The sequence below is a fragment of the Salinicola halimionae genome (assembly GCF_003206065.1).
In the GTDB taxonomy this organism is placed as follows: domain Bacteria; phylum Pseudomonadota; class Gammaproteobacteria; order Pseudomonadales; family Halomonadaceae; genus Salinicola; species Salinicola halimionae.
In genome coordinates this window covers 1,088,079-1,107,445 of the sequence record NZ_PZJQ01000004.1, presented here as the reverse complement: position 1 = coordinate 1,107,445, position 19,367 = coordinate 1,088,079, and the positions used below count along the sequence as shown (strand labels likewise).

Here is a 19,367-nt window from a genome sequence, read left to right as displayed (position 1 = left end):
CGGCCGATCCATGGGATCGGTCGTTTGCGTTGTTCCAGCGGTATCGGTATCAGACTCTCATTCGGCAGCGCTGGCGGCTTCGGAGCTGACCTTGGAATCGTCCTTGGTCTTGTCCGCCGGGAAAAAGACACCCTTTTTCAGATCGTTCTCGATCTCTTCGAGCGAGCGACCCTTGGTCTCGGGAACGTAGCGCACGATGAATACCAATGCGATCGTGGTGATCACGGCATAGAGCCAGAAAGTACCGGACGTTCCCAGCGTACTGATCAGCGACAGCGTAGTCAGCGTGACCAGCAGGTTGAAGACCCAGTGGCTTAGCGCACCCATGCTCGCACCTTTACCCCGCACGAACAGCGGATAGACTTCCGCGTTGATCAGCCACAGACAGACGCCGAAGCTGCAATTGAGTGCCATGTAGATGGCCAGGCACGCCACCAGGACGTACTGGCTGAAAGCATCCTCGGGCGCACCACCCACGAACAGCAACCCCATGATCACCAGCGCCACTGCCGAACCCGGCACCATCCACAACAGGAAGCGTCTGCGTCCGATGCGGTCGACCAGAAAGATTCCCAGAATGGTGGCCAGGTTGATGAGCACCGCGCCACCGATGGCTGCCAGCACCGCGGCGCTATCGCCGAAGCCGGCCTGACTCAGGATGGTCGGCGCATAGTAGATCAGCGCGTTGTTGCCGGTGATCTGCGAGAACATCGCGATCCCCACGCCGGCCACCAGCGCCGGGCGGATCCAAGGCTGAAACAGGTCGCGCCAGGAACCTTCCGGGCGCGCCGAGACTTCCTTGATTTCGTCCATCTCGGTCTGCGCGCCCTCTCGGCTGGAGCGCACGCGCTCGAGGATATCGAGCGCTTCCGGCTCGCGCCCCTTGCTGACCAGCCAGCGCGGACTTTCCGGCAGAAACAGCATGCCCAGCATGAGAATGACGGCCGGTACGGTACCCAGACCAAACATCCAGCGCCACTGCTCGCCCAGGCCGTAACCGACGAGATAGGCGACGAGAATGCCGAACACCACCATGAACTGGAACATTACCACCAGCTTTCCACGATGCTCTGGCGGCGTGACTTCGGCAATGTAGACGGGGATGATTTGCGTCGCGCTACCGGCGGAAAGCCCGAGGATGAATCGCGCCGCGATCAGCATGCCGACGCTGGTCGAGGTCGCCGACAGAATCGACCCGACGATGAACACCGCCCCGACCAGCACGATCGTCCATCGGCGCCCGAGCCGATCGGACAGTCGGCCGGTGCCCACACAGCCAAAGATCGCGCCGAGAATGATGGCACCGGTGACCAGCTGTTTGAGCGTGTCGTCGAGGGCAAACTGCTTCGATAATCCCAATAGCGCGACGCCAATGATGCCGGTGTCGTAGCCGAAAAGCAGGCCACCCAGCGCGGCCACGACCGACACCATGACGACCAGCCCTTTACGCTGCGGGCCGCCATTGGCGGTAGCGATTGCGTTCATGTTTCTCTCCTTGAAATCGGGCGTCCTGGATGACGAATTGCCCGGTTCGAATGGCTATTTCGTGTCTTTGAAACGAATACTGGAACCGCTCCACCACAGCTGCCGATCGGCGTGGGCAGCCGCTGCCTCGATGCGTTTGGCGTTGGGTGCATCGGTCGTGCGTACCCACTCCCGTGCCTGCGTTTCACTGCGTCCGAAAGCCATGTGACGCGCCACAAGACGCTCTTCGCGCAACTCTCGGTCGACGTCGAGAAACCATACTTCGTCCAGCTTCTCTCGCACCTGCGGCCAGGGATCGTCCTCGAGCAGCAGATAATTGCCTTCGGTAACGATCAAGGACGTTTCCGATGGCACGGCGATGCTGGCAGCGATAGGCTCCTCGATCTCGCGGTAAAAGCCCGGTGCATAGACGGATTCTCCGTCGCTAGGGTGAGACCGATAACCGGCGCGAAGGCGCTGAAGCAGATCGCGATAGCCGAACGCATCGAACGTATCCGGCGCCCCTTTTCGCTCAGCCCTTCCCAGCGCCGCCAGCTGACGGTTGGAGAGATGAAATCCATCCATCGGCACGACCTGCGCCTGATCGCCCAGAACGGAGAGAAGCGCCTCCGACAGCGTGCTCTTGCCGGAACCAGGGGCACCGACCAGACCGAGAATTCGGCGTTCAGATGAATCGATTAAGCGACGGGCCGCGTCGAGAACCTGCGGGTCGATATCGATCGATATCGCTCGCGTTTCCATCGTCGTTATACGCATGGGGAAAATCGCAAAAAAGTCTGGAGTGGCGGTAATCGTAGCACGCTCATTTTGATGGTGAGAGTCATTTTTCCGCGACACGACCATCGTCGTAAACTTACTAACACCCTGCAATATCGAGATTGATGTTGCTTGTCTAAACCCCGATTTTGGCCGCAAACACTTCTCGACCACACTCGAGATATCGCATCATTGATTGGCAAGCGATCTGCTATTCGCCAACTCTCTGACGCAACCGCGCCACCTCATCTATCAGCTCGAGCGCCAGTGCAGCACCGGCAAGGTTGACGCCGAGATCACGCTGCAGACGCTGGACGACCCTGACCCGGTGCAGGCTCGCGCCGTAGAAACGCCATTGCTCACGGCGGCGGCCGCTGGGGACGATGACCCCCTCGTCGATCAGTTCGATGACCCATTCCGCGTGTACCGTACAGGTCTGGCACAGTTCACCCAGTGTTAGAACAGGGGTTTCGTCAAGATTATCGACCGGAATGCCGGTAAGGTCGTGAATCGTCATGACTTGTCCTCCGCTGTCGCTCTGGGATTGAAACCTGTCAGCGCCGCCAGCTGGCGATACGCCGCCTTGATCTCGTCACTCTCTGCGGCCGGCAACACGACCTCCAGTGTCACGTAGCAATCTCCCGGCGGCTCACCGGGGATCCCCCGCCCCTTGAGTCGCAGGCGCCGCCCGCTTTGCGAACCCGGCGGAATTTTCAGCTCGACCGAGCCTTCGGGCATCGGAACAGTAATCGTGGCGCCCAGCGCGGCTTCCCACGGAGCAACGGGCAGCCTCAGGGTGACGTCGCGCCCCTCGACCTGATAGCGCTGATGGGGGTCGAACTCGATTTCGAGATAAAGGTCGCCAGCCGGGCCGCCTCTCGTTCCCGGTTCGCCCTGCCCGCCGAGGCGTATCCGCTGGCCTTGCTTCACACCCTTGGGGATACGAACTTTCAAGGTGCGCTGACGAGGCCGCAGCCGGCCCTCGGTATCGACTTCGCCGCTTTGGAGCGTCAATGTCCGTGTCGCACCGCGATAGGCATCTTCGAGGGCAACCGACACCTTGGCGTGGTGATCCTCGCCGCGACCGCGATGACCGAAGCTGCTGGACTGATAACCACCGGAACGCGTGCCATGGCGCTGACCGAACAGCGACTCGAAAAAGTCGCTGAAATCTGCACGGTCCTCCTCTGAATAGCCTTCCCGTGCATAACCTTGCTGAGTATAGCCACCGCCTCGGAACTCGAATCCGGTGTCCCAGTCCGGCGGCGGCCGGAAGTCCTCGCCGGCCCGCTGGCCCTGACCAACCTGATCATAGGCAAGCCGCTTTTCCGGATCTTTCAGAACCTCGTAGGCCTCGCCCAGTTCCTTGAAGCGGGCGTCAGCATCGACTTCCTTGCTGACGTCAGGGTGGTACTTTCGGGCCAGCTTGCGATAGGCGCGCTTGATCTCATCCTGGGCGGCATCCCGTTCCACTCCCAGAACCGCATAGTAATCCTTGAACTCCATGCCGCACTCCCTGGCATCAAACCCGCTTGACTATCGGTGCGGCCATTCGCCGCCACCACCATGTTCCACACTCACTCTCGTTATAGCAGGTATGCAAGCTTGGCCGAGGCGCACTTAACCGGTATTGCGAAGGCCGGCGGCGATGCCCGCCATCGTCACCATCAGCGCGCGGGACAGTTCCGGCGTGATGTCGCCCTGGGCATCACGGTTACGCTGCAACAGCTCTGCCTGCAAACCATGAAGCGGATCGATGTAAGGATTGCGTACCTCGATGGCCTGACGAATCAGCGGGGTATTCTCGAGCAACTGACTCTGATCAAGTATCCGCAGCAGCACGGCCTCCAGATCCACCAGGCGCTGGCGCAGCGACTCGCCCAGCTGGGTCAATGCAGGCTCTTCGACGAGGCGTTTTTCGTAATAGGCCGCGATCAGCGGATCCGACTTTGCCAGCAGCATCTCCAGCATATCGAGATAGGTGCCGAAGAACGGCCACTGCTCGCGCATCTCTCGCAGCCGATCGAGTCCCCCCTCTTCCTCGAGGCGCTTGGAGAACGCTTCGCCGCTACCCAGCCAGGCGGGTAGCATCAGGCGAGTCTGGGTCCAGGCGAAAATCCAGGGAATGGCGCGCAGCGTCTCGATGCCGCCTTCCTGGCGCCGCTTGGCTGGACGCGATCCGAGTGGCAATCGACCCAGCGCGCCCTCCGGCGTCACCGCGCGGAAGTAAGGTACGAAGTCGGGGTCCTCACGCACCACGCCCACATAGGCGCGGTGGGCGATATCGGCAAGGCGGTCCATTTCTTCGCGCCAGACCGGCTGCGGAGCGGGCGGTGGCAACAGCGTCGCCTCAAGCACCGCGCAGACGTAGATTTCCATCGAACGCAGGGCGATATCGGGTTGCCCGAATTTGAAGCGAATCATCTCGCCCTGCTCGGTCACTCGCAAGCTACCGTTCACCGACCCCGGCGGCTGCGACAGAATCGCGGCGTGAGCCGGGCCGCCACCACGGCCGACGGTGCCACCGCGGCCATGAAACAGCGTCAACGACACGCCTCCCGCCCGACAAACATCGACCAGCCGCTCCTGCGCCCGATACTGGGCCCAGGCGGCGGCCAGCTGACCGGCGTCCTTGGCCGAGTCCGAATAGCCGATCATCACTTCCTGATAGTCGCCGGCCACCTCGCGGTATCCCGGCAGCGCGAGCAGTCGTTCGATCACGTCACCGGCACGATCCAGATCATCCAGCGTTTCGAACAATGGCGCGATCGGCAGGCGCACGCCATTGCCCGCTTCTTTCATCAGCAGCGCCACCGCCAGCACGTCGGAAGGCTGCTGAGCCATGGAGATGATATAGGTACCCAGCGCCTGGCGATGCTCACGACCGATGACGCCAAACGTATCGAGCACTTCTCGCGTTTCCGCCGAGCACTCCCAGCGTGGAGGAATCAGCGGCCGTGGCGAGGCCAGTTCTTCAAGCAGAAACGCCTGACGCGTGGGTTCGTCCCAGTTCTGGTAATTACTGCCGTCGGTGCCGACATCGAGATGCTGGGTCAGCTCCTCGAATACCTGGGCATGACGGGCACCATCCTGACGCACATCGAGCTTGGCAAGATTGACGCCAAAAACCGCCACACGTCGCAGCGTGTCGAGCAGCACGCCATTGGCGATGGTTTCCAGCCCCACATCGCACAGCGAGCGATAGCAGGCCAGCAACGGCGCGAACAGTTGCTCGCGAGTCTCGATGATCGGGGCGTCGGTGGGCGGCTCGCCATCGAGTCGGGCGCGCGACCACGCTCGGGTGGCCTCCAGCCGGGTCGACAGCCGCTTGAGCAGTGCGCGATAAGGTTCTGCAGCTTGTCGAGAATCGCGCTCGGGATCGTCGCCGACTTCGGCGCGCAGAGCATCGCTCGCCTTCCACATCGATAGCTCGGCCTTGAGCTGTTCCAGGTCGCGCAAATAGAGATCCGCCGCCATCCAGCGCCCCAACAACAGGACTTCCTCCGTGACACTGGCGGTCACGTTGGGGTTGCCGTCCCGGTCGCCCCCCATCCACGATGCGAAGCGAATCGGCGATGCCTCCAGCGGCAGACGCTCACCGGCCGTCTCCATCAACAGGACGTCGAGATCGCGATGGAACGTCGGCACTGCCTCCCACAGAGAGTTCTCGATGACAGCGAACCCCCACTTGGCCTCGTCGACGGGGGTGGGACGCTCGTGCCGGATCTCGTCGGTATGCCAGGACTGGGCGATCAGTTCCTCCAGTCGACCTTGGGCGCGCTGCATGACTTCCGGATGGTCGGCGCTATCCTCGATGGTCTGCAGGCAGTGATCGATGGCATCGTATTTCTGGATCAGCGTGCGTCGAATGACTTCGGTAGGATGCGCGGTCAACACGAGATCGACACGCATGCCAGCGATCGTGTCGACCAACTGGCGTGGGGATCGGCCCGACGCCGCCGCACGTTTCAGCAATTCGCCAAGATCGGGCTGGGTACCCGGCTTGTAGTCCTCGACGCGACGAAACCGCGCCCGGTAATGCTGCTCGGCGATATTGGAAAAATTGAGAAATTGATTGAACGCGCGAGTGACCGGTAACAGCTCGCGTTCGGGAAGCGCACGCAGATAGTCGATCAGCTCCCGGCGATCCGCCTCTTCGGCACTTTGACGGCCCTTCTTGGCCAGGGCGCGGATGCGCTCGATACGATCCACGAACTCGCCACCGAGATCCTTGGCGATGGTTCGCCCGAGACTGTCACCCAGCAGGCGAACATTGTCCCGCAGCGACTCGTGCAGCGACGTTTCAACTTCCGAACTCATGGCACCCTTCCCTGAATTGGCAAAACAGATACCCCGGAGGCGGTCCTGTTTTGGGCAGACCGATATCATCCCAATAAACCGATTAGGGATTCAGCATAACGATCTGAGGGAAAGAGTCGACCGGTGGATGAACGACATTAGTCGTAAATTTACTACGTAATGGAAGAACTCGCGGTCGTTTCTTCGCGCTTTGCGGCCTGCCAATGCCGCTCCATCTCTTCCAACGAGGCGAGCTCGGGCGTCGAGCCGTCTGCTGCCAGCCCGCGTTCGACATAGCGGAAACGCCATTCGAACTTCGCATTGGTGCGGCGCAGCTGCTGCTCCGGGTCGCAACCCAGACGCCGCGCCAGATTGACGACGGCGAACAGCAGATCGCCGACCTCTGCCTGGGCGTGCGTCCGGTCATCTTCGGCCAGCGCCGATTCGACTTCCGCCAGCTCCTCGCGAATCTTGTCGATGACGCCGCGCTCGTCGGGCCAGTCGAAGCCCTGCCCGGCGGCGCGCTTGCTCAACTTGGCGGCGCGGCTCAGTGCCGGTAACGCCGTTGGAATGTCATCCAGTGCCGAGATATTCAACGCTGAGGTACCCGACGCCGACGAGACGCGTGCCTCGCGCTCCTCGGCCTTGAGCGCTTCCCAGCGCGCCTTGACCTGATCCTCGGCGACCTGCGCGCGCTCACCATCGCCATCGTCGCGCCGCGAATTCAAGGTGCCATCCGGAAACACGTGCGGATGGCGACGTAGCATCTTGGCCGTCAACGTATGCACGACATCGTCGAAGTCGAAACGCCCCTCCTCCTTGGCAAACTGGCTGTAATAGACGACCTGGAACAGCAGATCACCAAGTTCGCTCGGCAGTTCGTCGAAGGCGCAGCGCTCGATGGCGTCGGCGACTTCATAGGCTTCTTCGAGGGTATGCGGAACGATGGTCTCCCAACGCTGCTTGATATCCCATGGGCAGCCGTGATCGGGGTCGCGCAGCACCGTCATCAGCGTCAGCAGATCGTCGAGCGAATGGCGATGCGGATTCTGCGTTTCGACGACATCAGAAGACATCAAGGAATCTCCGGCGTTGAATCGTTGTTCATCCACGGCCTTGCCCCTGCCTGAGCCGTTTGACGTCGATCACGTTGGGCAACTGCTGAATACGCGAGAAGATGCGCTCCAGCGCTTCCAGCCCTTCGATTTCCAGCGTGATTTGCATTCGCGCGATGTTGTCGAGCTTGTCGGTTACCGTGTTGACCGAGGTCACGTTGACGCGATCACTGGAGAGCACGTGAGTAACGTCGCGCAGCAGTCCGGAGCGATCCCACGCCTCGATCTCGATGTCCACCGGATACTGAGCGCGCACTTTCTCGCCCCATTCGACATCGACGATCCGCCGCGGCTCTTCGCTTCGCAGCTGCAGCACGTTAGGGCAGTCCTGGCGATGGATGGTGACACCGCGGCCCTGAGTGATGTAGCCGATGATCTGATCGCCTGGCACCGGGTGGCAGCAATTGGCCATCGCCGTCTTGAGATTGCCGACACCGAGCACGGTGATACCGTCATTGGACTCCTTGGCCTGATGGCGACGGGGCTTGGTCAGCAAGCGGTCGAGCTGCTCCTGATCGTCGCTTTCGCCGAACAGCTGCTGGGCCTGATGCAACACCTGGCCAATCCGTAAATCCCCGGCACCGATCGCGGCGTACATGTCCTCGACCTCGGTATAATTGACCGCGCCCGCCAAGCGCTCGAGATCGACACCATCGATATCGAGGCGACGAAATTCGCGATCGAAGATCGCCTTGCCCTCGTCGATATTCTGCTCCCGCGCCTGTAACTTGAACCAAGCCTGGATCTTGGAGCGCGCGCGTGACGTACGCACATAGCCCAGATTAGGATTGATCCAGTCCCGACTCGGCGCGCTTTTGGTCGCGGTGAGAATTTCGACCTGCTGGCCGGTTCTGAGCAGGTAGGTCAGCGGGACGATGCGGCCATCGACCTTGGCACCCCGGCAGCGATGGCCGATCTCGGTATGCACGCGATAGGCGAAATCGATCGGCGTTGCGATCTGGGGCATATCGATGACATGGCCGTCGGGCGTGAACACGTAGATTCGGTCCGGCGCGACGTCGCTGGCCAGCCCTTCCCGGAAATCTCCGACGTCACCGACTTCTTCCTGCCACTCGAGCACTTGACGCAGCCACGCGATTTTCTCCTCGTAACCCCGGCTCTTGGCGTCGGTGTCCATCCCCTTGTAGCGCCAATGCGCGCAGACGCCGAGTTCAGCCTCTTCGTGCATGGCAAAGGTACGCACCTGGATCTCGAGCACCTTGTTCTCGGGACCGATGACCGCCGTATGTAGCGACTGATAGCCGTTTTTCTTGGGATTGGCGATATAGTCGTCGAATTCATTGGGCACGTGATGCCAGCGCGAGTGCACCACACCAAGGGTGGTGTAGCAGTCGGCGATCTCGGGCACCAGAATGCGGACCGCGCGCACGTCATAGACCTGGGAGAAATCGATGCGCTTACGCTGCATCTTGCGCCAGATCGAATAAATGTGTTTCGCCCGGCCGTCGACCTGATAGCGCAGGATTCCCTGGCGCTCGAGCAGCGTCTCCAGAGTTTCCACGACCTCGTGAATATAGCGGTCGCGAGCCAAGCGTTTCTCCGCCAGCTGCTTGGCGATCGCCTTGTAATCGGTTTCGTGAAGATAGCGAAAAGCCAGATCCTCGAGTTCCCACTTGACCTGACCGATGCCCAGCCGATGAGCCAGCGGCGCATAGATATCGAAGACCTCACGCGCAACCCGCAGACGCTTCTCGCGCGAGGCATCCTTGACCTGGCGCAGCATGCAGGTGCGTTCGGCGATCTTGATCAACGCGATACGAACGTCGTCGACCATGGTCACCAGCATCTTGCGCAGGTTATCTTGCTGATTGTGCTGAGAAAGCCCGTGCTTCGGTGCCTGAAGCTGGCTGATCGCCGCCATGCTGAGCACGCCTTCTATCAGCTTGGCGACTTCGCTGCCCATCTGCTTGGACACGCTTTCCAGACTCAGCAGCCCACGACGAACGCTACGATAGAGTATCGCCGCTTCCAGGGTCGGCTGATCCAGTTTGAGCTGGCTGAGAATATCGGCCATCTCCAGCCCCGTCAGCAGTGTCTGATCAGGCAGTGCCTCGACTGCACCCATCGTCTCCCGCTCACTGGCGCGAAGGGCCAGCTCACAGGCCAGGCGAACACGCTCGGGCGCGCGCAACTCGACCTCTTGCTGCAATCGCTGCAGCCATAGTTCCAGATCGACACTGCCGTCATCGACCAGCGGTTCACTCTCGCGCACCTTCACCATGCTAGTGCTTACCTCCCAAAACCGGACTACCGAGATCACCATCCTGACGCTCTGGCCGTTCGAGGCGTATTGGGCGTTCGATACGTTCTCCCCGCTCGAATAGCGCCAGCGACTCCAGATGCGCGGTGTGCGGAAACATGTCGGCCATTGCCAGGCGCGACAGCGAAAAGCCAGCGCTCAGCAAGTGAGCCGCGTCTCGTGCCAGCGACGCCGGGTCGCAGGAGATGTATGCGACCCGCGCGACATCACTCTGTGCCAGGCGGCGGCAGAGCGCATCGGCACCATCCCGCGGCGGATCCAGCAACACCACGTCGTGGTCGGCAATCAGCGCCTCGACCGGCGCACCGGGATCGCCGAGATCCGCTTGCAGTACGGTTACTTCCAGCGCGTTGGCGACGGCATTGTCTCGCAGCCGCCCGACCATCTCGTTGCTACCCTCGACCGCGGTAACACTGGCAACGTCAGCGGCCAAGGCCAGCGAGAAGTTGCCGATACCGGCGAACAGATCGAGCAAGTGTTCGTCGCCGCGCGGCGCGAGCCAGTCGCGCACCGTGTCGATTAGACGCTGATTGACCTCAGCGTTGACCTGGAGAAAATCCCCTGGGGCGAGTGCAAGCGATACCTGACGCGGGCCACCGTCGACGACCGTGGCCAGCCTTGGCTGGTCGCTCAACCAGACCAGATCTGTCGATTGCCGTCCTCGGCGCAGCGCACATGCCACACCTTCACGCGCGGCAAACGTCCGCCAGCGCTGTTCGTCCTCGGGCACATCGCGAAGCTGACGGACGACCACGGTGGTCGCGTCGGCATCGGTCAGCAACAGTTCGAGATGCCCAACGTGGCGTGGGGCATCGAGCGATTCGAGCTGGGCTCGCAGCCTCGGCAGCAAGGCCGCCAGCGGCGGCGCCAGCACATGACAACTGTCGATATCGACCAGTTGCTCGCTGCCGCGTGCCCGAAAACCGAAATGAACGTGGCCCTGCGCATCGCATTTCACCCCGAGCCTCGCCCGACGCCGATAGCCGGACGCGACGCCGGTCAACATCGGCACTTCGCTGGGAGCTTCGATGGCCTGACGCCTGAGCAAGTCGATCAGCACCTGACGCTTGTGCTCGCGCTGACCGTCGACGCTCAGATGCTGAAGATCACAGCCACCGCAACGCGAGGCATAAATGCACGGCGGCTCGACGCGGGTATCGGCCGCACTGAGGCGCTCACGGATGTGAGCCTCGTCATAGCGCTTGCGCTGACGATGTATCGCCACCTCCACTCGCTCTCCCGGCAACGCGGCATCGACGAAGACCGTCTTGCCATCGGCATTCCGCGCCACGCCGCGTCCATCGTGGGCCAAACGCTCGATGATCAGCGAGCCATCATCGGTTTTCAGCTTCGGCGCGGCCGGCGATGGCTGTCGCTCACGGCGCGCGGCGGGTATCCGCCTTTTTCCCAGCATCGCCATGATCAGGCTTCCGGCGCGTAGAGGCCGGTGGAAAGGTAACGATCACCACGATCGCAGACGATGAACACGATGACCGCATTATCCACTTGCTCGGCGACTTTCAGCGCCCCCGCCAGCGCCCCGCCGGACGACACACCAGCGAAGATACCCTCTTCCCGCGCCAGGCGACGCATGTGCTCTTCGGCCTCCTGCTGGCCAATGTCCAGCACGCTATCGACCCGCTGCGGTTCATAGATATCGGGCAGATAGGCCTCGGGCCAGCGCCGGATGCCGGCAATACTCGCGCCATCCTCCGGCTGCAGGCCGACGATCTGGATCGAAGGATTGCGCTCCTTGAGATAGCGCGACGTCCCCATGATGGTTCCAGTCGTGCCCATGGCGCTGACGAAATGAGTGATACGTCCGGCCGTCTGCTCCCACAACTCGGGGCCCGTGGTACGGTAATGGGCCAGCGGATTGTCAGGATTGGCGAACTGATTGAGCGGCTTGCCTTCACCGCGGGCGATCATTTCCTCGGCCAGATCTCTCGCACCTTCCATGCCGGCTTCCTTGCTGACGCCGATCAGCTTGGCGCCGTAAGCCGCCATGGCCTGCTTGCGCTCGCTGGAGGCGTTGTCCGGCATGATCAGAATCATGTGGTAGCCCATGACCGCGGCGGCCATCGCCAGCGCGATACCGGTATTGCCCGACGTCGCTTCGATCAATGTATCGCCCGGCGAGATGTCACCCCGGGTTTCGGCTTCGCGGAGCATCGACAGCGCCGGACGATCCTTGACCGAGCCCGCCGGATTGTTACCCTCCAGCTTGGCCAGAATCGTGTTGTCGCGTCCGGCATGAATACGCGCGAGCCTCACCAACGGTGTATTGCCGACGGTCTGCGCAAGAGTAGGGAATGCCATAAATAATGTCCTGAAGCCTAAGCCTGTACGATTTCAACCGGCGGCATTTGCCGAAACGCCCGGCTGCAAACCGGTAAATGGAATGGTACTAGTATATCGAAGCTGACGGGGGACATGACAGCGGTCATCCGTGACACGGCACCGACTTGCTCACTGGCATTGACGTCACGAGACAACAATGAGAAACCTTCTTACGCTATTGCTGATTCAAGTTAAGCCCAGGATTACGGTTTTGTAGGTAATCGCCGATAAAACGCCAATAGAACGTCAAGGGCTTCGGGTATTCATGGCTTCACGCTGGCTGATCCTTCTTTCGGTACTCTCTTCCACGCTTCTACTCGGCTTTATCGGGTGGCACGCCTGGGAATGGCATCATGCCAACGATCAGATGCTGTCCCGGCGGTTGCAGAGCATCAATCGTGTCTTTACGCCATCGCTGGCCGAAGCCGCGCAGAACGAGGAGATGTCCAAGGTCCACGAGTTACTGATCCGCCTGACCAGCGATCCAGCGATCATCAACGCTACGCTGCGAGATGAAAGCGGCAGCGTTCGGGATTTCACGGGTTCGATACCGCCCCCCCCGCCGTTGAATGTCCTTCCATCGATACGGCACACCTGGCATCAAGATGGGATTCAGCGATGGATACAGCCGCTGGAGGAATTTTCCAGCACTCGATCACCGCATCGCTATTGGCTAGACCTGAGTCTCGATCCCCGACGCGCCACTACCACCTCGGAAAGCCTGTTCAACGGTTGGACGCCGCTGCTGGCGTTGTTGCTGGCGTCGTTGCTAGCATCGCCGGCGGCATTGGCTTGGCGGCAATCACGCCGCGCCGACGGGACCGGGCGCCATCGGGAACGGATCGACGACGGAGCGTCACGCCCGACGCCCACGCGATCGGCGCCGCCACTCCAGGCAGCGGTCCCGGACACTGACCTCAGCTACGTGAGTCATGAGCTGCGCGCTCCGCTATCCGGCGTCCTGGGGTTTTGTCGGCTACTGGAGAACAGCCCTCTCGACGCCCAGCAGCGGGAGTGGCTGCGTCATATCCACCTGGCTTCCAACGGGCTGCTTGACACCGTCGACCATGTGCTGGGAGATACCCGCCGTTGCCGGCCAGACAATGTATTCGATATTGCCGAGGTGCTATGGGAAGTCCTGTGTCTACAGACACCCGTGGCCCAGTCCAAGCGAATCACGCTGCTGGCGATCGTCTACGATGATGTCCCTCCCCGGCTCCTCGGTGCCGATATCGGCATCCGCCAGCTACTGACCAACCTGATCAACAATGCCATCAAATACGGCGATGCAGGCGACGTCGTCGTTCGGGTCGTCCTCGAGAGCCGTGATGGCAATGTCGTCCGGTTACGCTTGAGCGTCAGCGACGGTGGCAGTCCCGATCCATCACATCGCGAACGCCTTTTGCAGTCGATCGAGCGTGGCCGGATGCAACCGGGCGAGGCCGAAGCCGGCTTGGGCATCGGTATCTGTCATCGCCTGGTCGCGGACATGAACGGCACGCTGACACTGGGCGCACGCCCGGGAAGAGGCCACACCATCGTTGCCAACATCGGGCTGGAGGCTTGCAAGCCCTATGTTCGTCCGGCGGAATTCGATCTGGAAGGCGTCGAGATCGCCTTATGGCAACCTCATACGCGTCTTGCGTATCTACTCGATTACGCGCTCAAACGTTGGCATGCGCGCCCGACATCATTGTCCGAACCGGATTTTCTAAACGCACTGGATGACACGAGTCAGCTGTCGATCATCGGCATCGACGACGACGCCCACGAGCCCGACGCCCACCGAGCCTGGCAACGGCGCTTCAATGCCCTGCGTCATCCTTGCCTACTGATTGCCAACATTGCACCGACCCGGCAGATCACCTGGCATCTGCCACGAGGAAGTGTCGTGCTGAGGCTGCCGATATCGCGTTACATTCTCGGTCGAACACTAGCGAAAATGCTCGCCGAAAGCCGCCAGCGGACGCTACCACCTCGCCCCCGTATTCTGGTCGTCGATGACGACGAGATATCGCAACACTATCTCGATGCACTGCTCCCCATCCTGGGTGCCGACGTGGTGGTCGCCGGAAGCGCCGCGGAAGCTCTCGCCATCGCCGAGGACGCGACGATCGATCTGGTCCTGATGGACCAGCACCTACCCGACACCAGCGGTTTCGTCGCGACTCAGCGCCTGAGACGCTTGAGCGGGGAATGGGAGCACAAGCCCATCATCGCAATGACCGCCGAATCGTCAGCGTATAGACGACACCTTGTGGATAGCGGCAATTCGGACGATGGCAACGCCGAAAATGAGAGGGATCTCGAGGGTAGTGGCGTCAACGAGATGCTGATCAAGCCACTGGACGAGCGCCTGCTGAGAGACGTGCTGGCCCGGCACTTGCCGATCGCAGCGACCTCGGGCGTCATGTCGCGACCACCCTTGCAGCCCCCCCTTTCAGAGCCAGCGATCCTCGAAAGCATCTCCCCGGAACAGGTAAGCTCGCCGGAAACCCACTCGCCAGAAGCGGGTTCATCGTGGCACTCCGCGGATCTACCGGTCGTCGACAAGGCCGAGGGCCAACGCCTCAGCGGCAACCGTGAAACGCTCGCTGAGGAAATGATGGCAATGCTGGTCACGGAACTCCCTGGCTATCGCGAGGCGCTGCAGGTCTCGTGGCAGCGTCATGACGCCGAACAGCTCGTGGAAATCGCCCACCAGCTCGGGGGCGGCTGCCGTTACTGTGGCGTGCCACAGCTGTCGGCAGCCTGCGAAACGCTGGAAAGTCGGGTCCGCCTCTATCCGCTTCACGACTGCGATGAAGCGTTTCGCGAACTGATAGCCGCCTGCGACCGTCTGATCGTCTGGGCCGACGACCAGATGATCACCGCCAGTCGCTGACCGTCTTACTCGAGATCGTGGTTATCGCCATGACCATGATCGTGGTCATGCTCGAAAGATTCGATCTGAGCGACGAGCCCTGACTCCTGGCCGGCTATCATCAACCGCTTCATCTCCGCCACGGCTTCCTTGAGACCGACGAACAGCGCCCGCGCGATGATCGCATGTCCGATATTGAGTTCGTGGATGCCGGTAATCGCCGCAACCGCCTCGACATTGTGATAATGCAGACCATGCCCGGCGTTCACCACTAGCCCCAGTTCGTCGGCAAATTCCGCCGCAGCTGCCAATCGCGTGTACTCGAGGCGTTGCGCTTCCCCCGTGGATTCCGCATAGGCGCCGGTGTGCAACTCGACGATGGGCGCGCCGGCTTCGAAAGCCGCCTGAATCTGGGCAGGCTCGGGATCGATGAACAGAGACACCAGGCAACCGGCAGCCTTGAGTCGCGCGCAAGCGTCGGCGATGACGTCAGCACTGGCGACGACATCGAGCCCCCCTTCCGTGGTCAACTCCTCCCGCTTTTCCGGTACCAGGCAGACATCACTGGGCTTCAAGCGCTCGGCCAGCGCGATCATCTCCTCGGTAACCGCCATCTCGAGATTCATGCGCGTGTTGAGCACGGCGGCGATCAGTTCGACGTCGCGCTCCTGAATGTGGCGGCGATCCTCGCGCAGATGCAGAGTGATACCGTCGGCGCCGGCTTCCTCTGCCAGCAGTGCCGCCTGTACAGGATCGGGATAACGGGTGCCACGCGCCTGACGCAGTGTCGCGACATGGTCGATATTGACACCCAACTGGATGCGAGTAGCGATCATCGGCTCGAACTCCTTGCTGTAATATGCAAAACGAAAATGGTGTCGCGGCTGGCGCCCGGTCGCGGCATCGATCGCAACATCAGGAACTTCCCTGACGTCGACGCTGGTTGAGGCGTTGCATCAGCTCTCGAGAGCGTAGCGGCTGGCTGCCGATCAACGGCGCCAGGGCGGCGCGTGTCAATGCCTTGCTCAAACCGGCCAGCCCCGGTGAATCCCAATCACCCCGCGCCAATAATTTGAGACTGCGCCCATCCCACCCGGGATGATGCGCGGCAATCGGCATGAATCGACGATTTTCGGAAAGGTAGGTATAACGCACGGAAGGGTCGAGCGGCGCATCGTCCAGATCGAGAAACACCGGATCAGCGTCCAGCGTCTCCAGCAGCGTGATCTCGAGGCGCCTCAAACTGGTGGCGCGCTCCGCAGGGCGAGTCAGGCGCTCGATCGCCCAGGCATAGATGGCGAATACATCTGGTGACGGCAGGCCCACCGGCAGCGCACGTGTCAGCAACTCATTGGCATAGAATCCGCACAGCAGTCCTTCTCCCGCCAACAGCACGGCCCCCTGAGTAGTCTCCATCATGCGCAGACGCTTGAGATCGCCGTCACCGATCCAAGTCAGATGCAGTGGCGCGAAGGGTTGTAGCTTGCTCCGAGACTTGCTGCCGGCGCGCTGAACGCCTTGCGCCACGGCGCGTATGTGGCCGTGCTCGAGGGTGAGGACATCGACCAGCGCGCTGGTTTCCCGGTAGGGCCGCTTGTGCAGGAGGTAGGCCGGCTGGGGCGTCATTGCCGTTGTCTCTTGAGAAAAGCGCAGGTCAGCGACGAAGTCGCAGGCACTCGTTCATTCGTGGTTATAGCCGAGACTCTTCAGCGCACGGTCATCGTCCGACCAGCCGCGTTTGACCTTGACCCAAAGATTGAGCATGACCTTGCTGTCAAACGCTCTCTCCATCTCCTGGCGCGCCTCGATCCCGATCTTCTTGATTCGCTCGCCCTTGTCGCCGATCAGGATCTTTTTCTGTCCCTGGCGCTCGACCAGCATCAGCGCGCTGATATGAATGACCTTGCCTTCGTCACGGAACTCCTCGATCTCGACGGTCATCTGGTAGGGAAGTTCGTCACCCAACTGGCGCATGACCTTTTCGCGCACCAGCTCCGCCGCCAGAAAACGTTGGCTCTTGTTGGTGATCTGGTCGTCCGGAAAGTAGTGAACACCCTCGGGCAAACGCTTGGCGACCTCTCCCTCGAGCTCCGGCACGTTGGTTCCATCCTTGGCCGAAATCGGCAGAATCGCGGCGAATTCGCGCCTTGCCGAGAGCGATTCCAACCACGGCAGCAGCGTCGTCTTGTCTTCGAGCCAGTCAACCTTGTTGACCGCCAGGATCACCGGCGCTTCGACGTGGGTGAGCTTGTCGAGAACGACCTGATCCTCCTCCATCCAGCGCGTTCGATCGACCAGAAACACCACGCAGTCGACATCGCGCAATGCCTGGGTGGCCGCCTGATTCATGAACCGATTGATCGCCTTGTTGCGATCGCGGGTCTGCAAGTGAATGCCCGGAGTATCCACATAGACGAACTGAGCCTCGCCCTCGGTCTTGATCCCCATCACCTGATGGCGTGTCGTTTGCGGACGGCGCGAGGTAATCGAAATCTTCTGTCCCAGGATACGATTCATCAGGGTCGACTTGCCCACGTTGGGACGCCCGACGATAGCGACGAAACCACAGCTCTGTGTCATTGGCGTTTACCCTTGGATGGTTCGAGTTGGGACAACGCAAGCTCGGCAGCCTGCTGTTCGGCGAAACGCCGACTGGTACCCTCACCCAGCGTCGGCGATTCGCCCAGCATGGAAACATGGCACTCGACGCTGAAGGTCTGGGCGTGGGCCTCGCCCTCGACCGAGATCACCTCGTAGCGCGGCAACGCCTGCTGGCGAGACTGCAGGAACTCCTGCAGCCGAGTCTTGGGATCCTTCTGCGTGTTGTGCAGGTCGATCGCTTCCAGTCGCGTACCGAACCAGGCCAGTACACGACTGCGTGCCACATCCATGCCTGCGTCGAGATAGATGGCACCGATGACCCCTTCCAGACCGTCGGCGAGAATCGAATCGCGTCGGTGTCCGCCGCTTTTCATCTCGCCGGAACCCAGACGCAGGCATCCGCCCAGTTCGAATTCACGTGCCACCACGGCCAGCGTCTGACCTTTGACCAGGCCTGCCCGTAATCGAGACAGCTGGCCTTCCCGCGCGGCTGGAAAGCGCTTGAAAAGCGCCTCGCCGATCACGAAATTGACGATCGAGTCTCCCAGAAACTCGAGTCTTTCGTTGTTGGCACCGCCGACGCTTCGGTGCGTCAGGGCCAGTTCCAGCAGCGCCGGGTCACGAAAGTCGTGGCCGATACGGCGGCTGAAGCCTTGCAGAGGATCACTCACGTCATTCCCATTGAGTCGTTATCTTTGAAACAAGGAATCATCGTCTTGAAGCAAAGATTCATTGTCTTTGAAGCAAAGCGGGCGCGGGATAGCCCGTCGCCCGCTGTGCGAGTTGCACGTCCCGCCGCTTCCCGTGAACGGGGCGGCGGACTATATAAGAATCAGTTTATCTGGCGTACCGTACTGAAGCTAGGTAATCCGCCATCCCAGTGCATCCACACCGCGAACGCCTTGCCGACGATATTCTTCTCCGGCACGAAGCCCCAATAACGGCTGTCGTTGGAGTGATCGCGATTGTCACCCATCATGAAATATTCATGATCGGGAACGACGATCTCCCGCATCTGCGGCCCGGGACTCTGAGGGTTGTTGTAGATACTGTGGTCCGCCTCGCCCAGGTGCTCTTCGAAAAGCTCCTCACCTGGGGCTTCCGCTGGATCGGAATCGGTCATCGACTTGGGGACCGGTTCACCGTTGACGTAGAGCTGCTTGTTCTCGTAACGAATGCGATCACCGGGTAGACCGATGACGCGCTTGATGAAATTCACCGAAGGGTCCTGCGGGAATCGGAAGACCATGACGTCACCGCGCTCCGGCTCGCCGAGATCCGCAATTTCGGTATTGATGACCGGAAGCCTCAGACCGTAGCTGAACTTGTTGACCAGAATGAAATCGCCGATCTCGAGCGTCGGCCGCATGGAACCGGAGGGGATTTGAAACGGCTCGACGATGAAGCTGCGCAACACGAGCACGATCAGTAGCACAGGAAAGAAGGAGCGAGCGTAATCGACCGGCCAAGGATCCTTGTAGCCGGTGGCCTTTTCACCGCCCTTGGCTTCGGCAGCGGCCTGCTGGCGTTGATGACGTGAGCGACGCCAAAACAGGCTGTCCAGCAACCAGACGAGCCCCGTGATGGCGACAGCCAACACCAGTAACAACGAAAAATCCATGACCTG

The 19,367-nt window shown here is 61.1% G+C and carries 15 protein-coding genes; 1 reads left to right on the top strand and 14 read right to left on the bottom strand.

Annotated elements, in window-relative coordinates; all coding sequences use genetic code 11:
• Positions 1-57: 57 nt before the first annotated feature.
• The 9 genes from DOM27_RS10770 to cysM form a co-directional block, all read right to left on the bottom strand.
• Positions 58-1,485, bottom strand: coding sequence for a sugar porter family MFS transporter (locus DOM27_RS10770; protein ID WP_110655987.1), 1,428 nt, complete (start codon positions 1,483-1,485; stop codon positions 58-60).
• Between the two features lie 54 nt (positions 1,486-1,539).
• Positions 1,540-2,241 (bottom strand): nucleoside/nucleotide kinase family protein, encoded by a 702-nt coding sequence (locus tag DOM27_RS10765; protein WP_245392671.1) that lies wholly within the window; start codon positions 2,239-2,241, stop codon positions 1,540-1,542.
• Between the two features lie 211 nt (positions 2,242-2,452).
• Positions 2,453-2,758 carry a chaperone modulator CbpM gene (locus tag DOM27_RS10760; RefSeq protein WP_110655985.1) on the bottom strand — a complete coding sequence of 102 codons (306 nt, stop codon included), beginning with the start codon at positions 2,756-2,758 and terminating at the stop codon, positions 2,453-2,455.
• Positions 2,755-3,747, bottom strand: coding sequence for a DnaJ C-terminal domain-containing protein (locus DOM27_RS18210; RefSeq protein WP_110655984.1), 993 nt, complete (start codon positions 3,745-3,747; stop codon positions 2,755-2,757). Before DOM27_RS18210 ends, DOM27_RS10760 begins: the two co-directional genes overlap by 4 nt.
• 114 nt (positions 3,748-3,861) lie before the next feature.
• Positions 3,862-6,561 (bottom strand): phosphoenolpyruvate carboxylase, encoded by a 2,700-nt coding sequence (gene ppc, locus DOM27_RS10750; protein WP_245392670.1) that lies wholly within the window; start codon positions 6,559-6,561, stop codon positions 3,862-3,864.
• 152 nt (positions 6,562-6,713) lie between these two features.
• Positions 6,714-7,616 carry a nucleoside triphosphate pyrophosphohydrolase gene (gene mazG / locus DOM27_RS10745; RefSeq protein ID WP_110655982.1) on the bottom strand — a complete coding sequence of 301 codons (903 nt, stop codon included), beginning with the start codon at positions 7,614-7,616 and terminating at the stop codon, positions 6,714-6,716.
• A gap of 28 nt (positions 7,617-7,644) precedes the next feature.
• Positions 7,645-9,897, bottom strand: coding sequence for a GTP diphosphokinase (relA, locus tag DOM27_RS10740; RefSeq protein WP_110655981.1), 2,253 nt, complete (start codon positions 9,895-9,897; stop codon positions 7,645-7,647).
• 1 nt (position 9,898) lies between these two features.
• Positions 9,899-11,356 (bottom strand): 23S rRNA (uracil(1939)-C(5))-methyltransferase RlmD, encoded by a 1,458-nt coding sequence (gene rlmD / locus DOM27_RS10735; protein ID WP_110655980.1) that lies wholly within the window; start codon positions 11,354-11,356, stop codon positions 9,899-9,901.
• Positions 11,357-11,358: 2 nt separating this feature from the next.
• On the bottom strand, positions 11,359-12,255 hold the full coding sequence (cysM, locus tag DOM27_RS10730; protein ID WP_110655979.1) for a cysteine synthase CysM: 897 nt from the start codon (positions 12,253-12,255) through the stop codon (positions 11,359-11,361).
• 286 nt (positions 12,256-12,541) lie between these two features.
• Here cysM and DOM27_RS10725 point away from each other — a divergent pair, with 286 nt between their 5' ends.
• Positions 12,542-15,160 carry a response regulator gene (locus tag DOM27_RS10725; RefSeq protein WP_110655978.1) on the top strand — a complete coding sequence of 873 codons (2,619 nt, stop codon included), beginning with the start codon at positions 12,542-12,544 and terminating at the stop codon, positions 15,158-15,160.
• A gap of 5 nt (positions 15,161-15,165) precedes the next feature.
• Here DOM27_RS10725 and pdxJ read toward each other — a convergent pair whose 3' ends face one another.
• The 5 genes from pdxJ to lepB all read right to left on the bottom strand — a co-directional run bounded on the left by pdxJ (position 15,166) and on the right by lepB (position 19,361).
• Positions 15,166-15,975, bottom strand: coding sequence for a pyridoxine 5'-phosphate synthase (pdxJ, locus tag DOM27_RS10720; protein WP_110655977.1), 810 nt, complete (start codon positions 15,973-15,975; stop codon positions 15,166-15,168).
• A gap of 79 nt (positions 15,976-16,054) precedes the next feature.
• Entirely contained in the window at positions 16,055-16,765 is a 711-nt protein-coding gene (gene recO, locus DOM27_RS10715) for a DNA repair protein RecO (RefSeq protein ID WP_110655976.1), read from the bottom strand.
• A gap of 54 nt (positions 16,766-16,819) precedes the next feature.
• Positions 16,820-17,719 carry a GTPase Era gene (gene era, locus DOM27_RS10710; protein ID WP_110655975.1) on the bottom strand — a complete coding sequence of 300 codons (900 nt, stop codon included), beginning with the start codon at positions 17,717-17,719 and terminating at the stop codon, positions 16,820-16,822.
• A complete protein-coding gene (rnc, locus tag DOM27_RS10705) occupies positions 17,716-18,399 on the bottom strand; it encodes a ribonuclease III (protein ID WP_425353297.1) in 684 nt (227 codons plus the stop codon). Before rnc ends, era begins: the two co-directional genes overlap by 4 nt.
• A gap of 173 nt (positions 18,400-18,572) precedes the next feature.
• The gene (gene lepB / locus DOM27_RS10700) at positions 18,573-19,361 is read right to left on the bottom strand and encodes a signal peptidase I (protein WP_110655973.1); all 789 of its coding nucleotides are present in this window, start codon (positions 19,359-19,361) and stop codon (positions 18,573-18,575) included.
• Between the last annotated feature and the right edge of the window lie 6 nt (positions 19,362-19,367).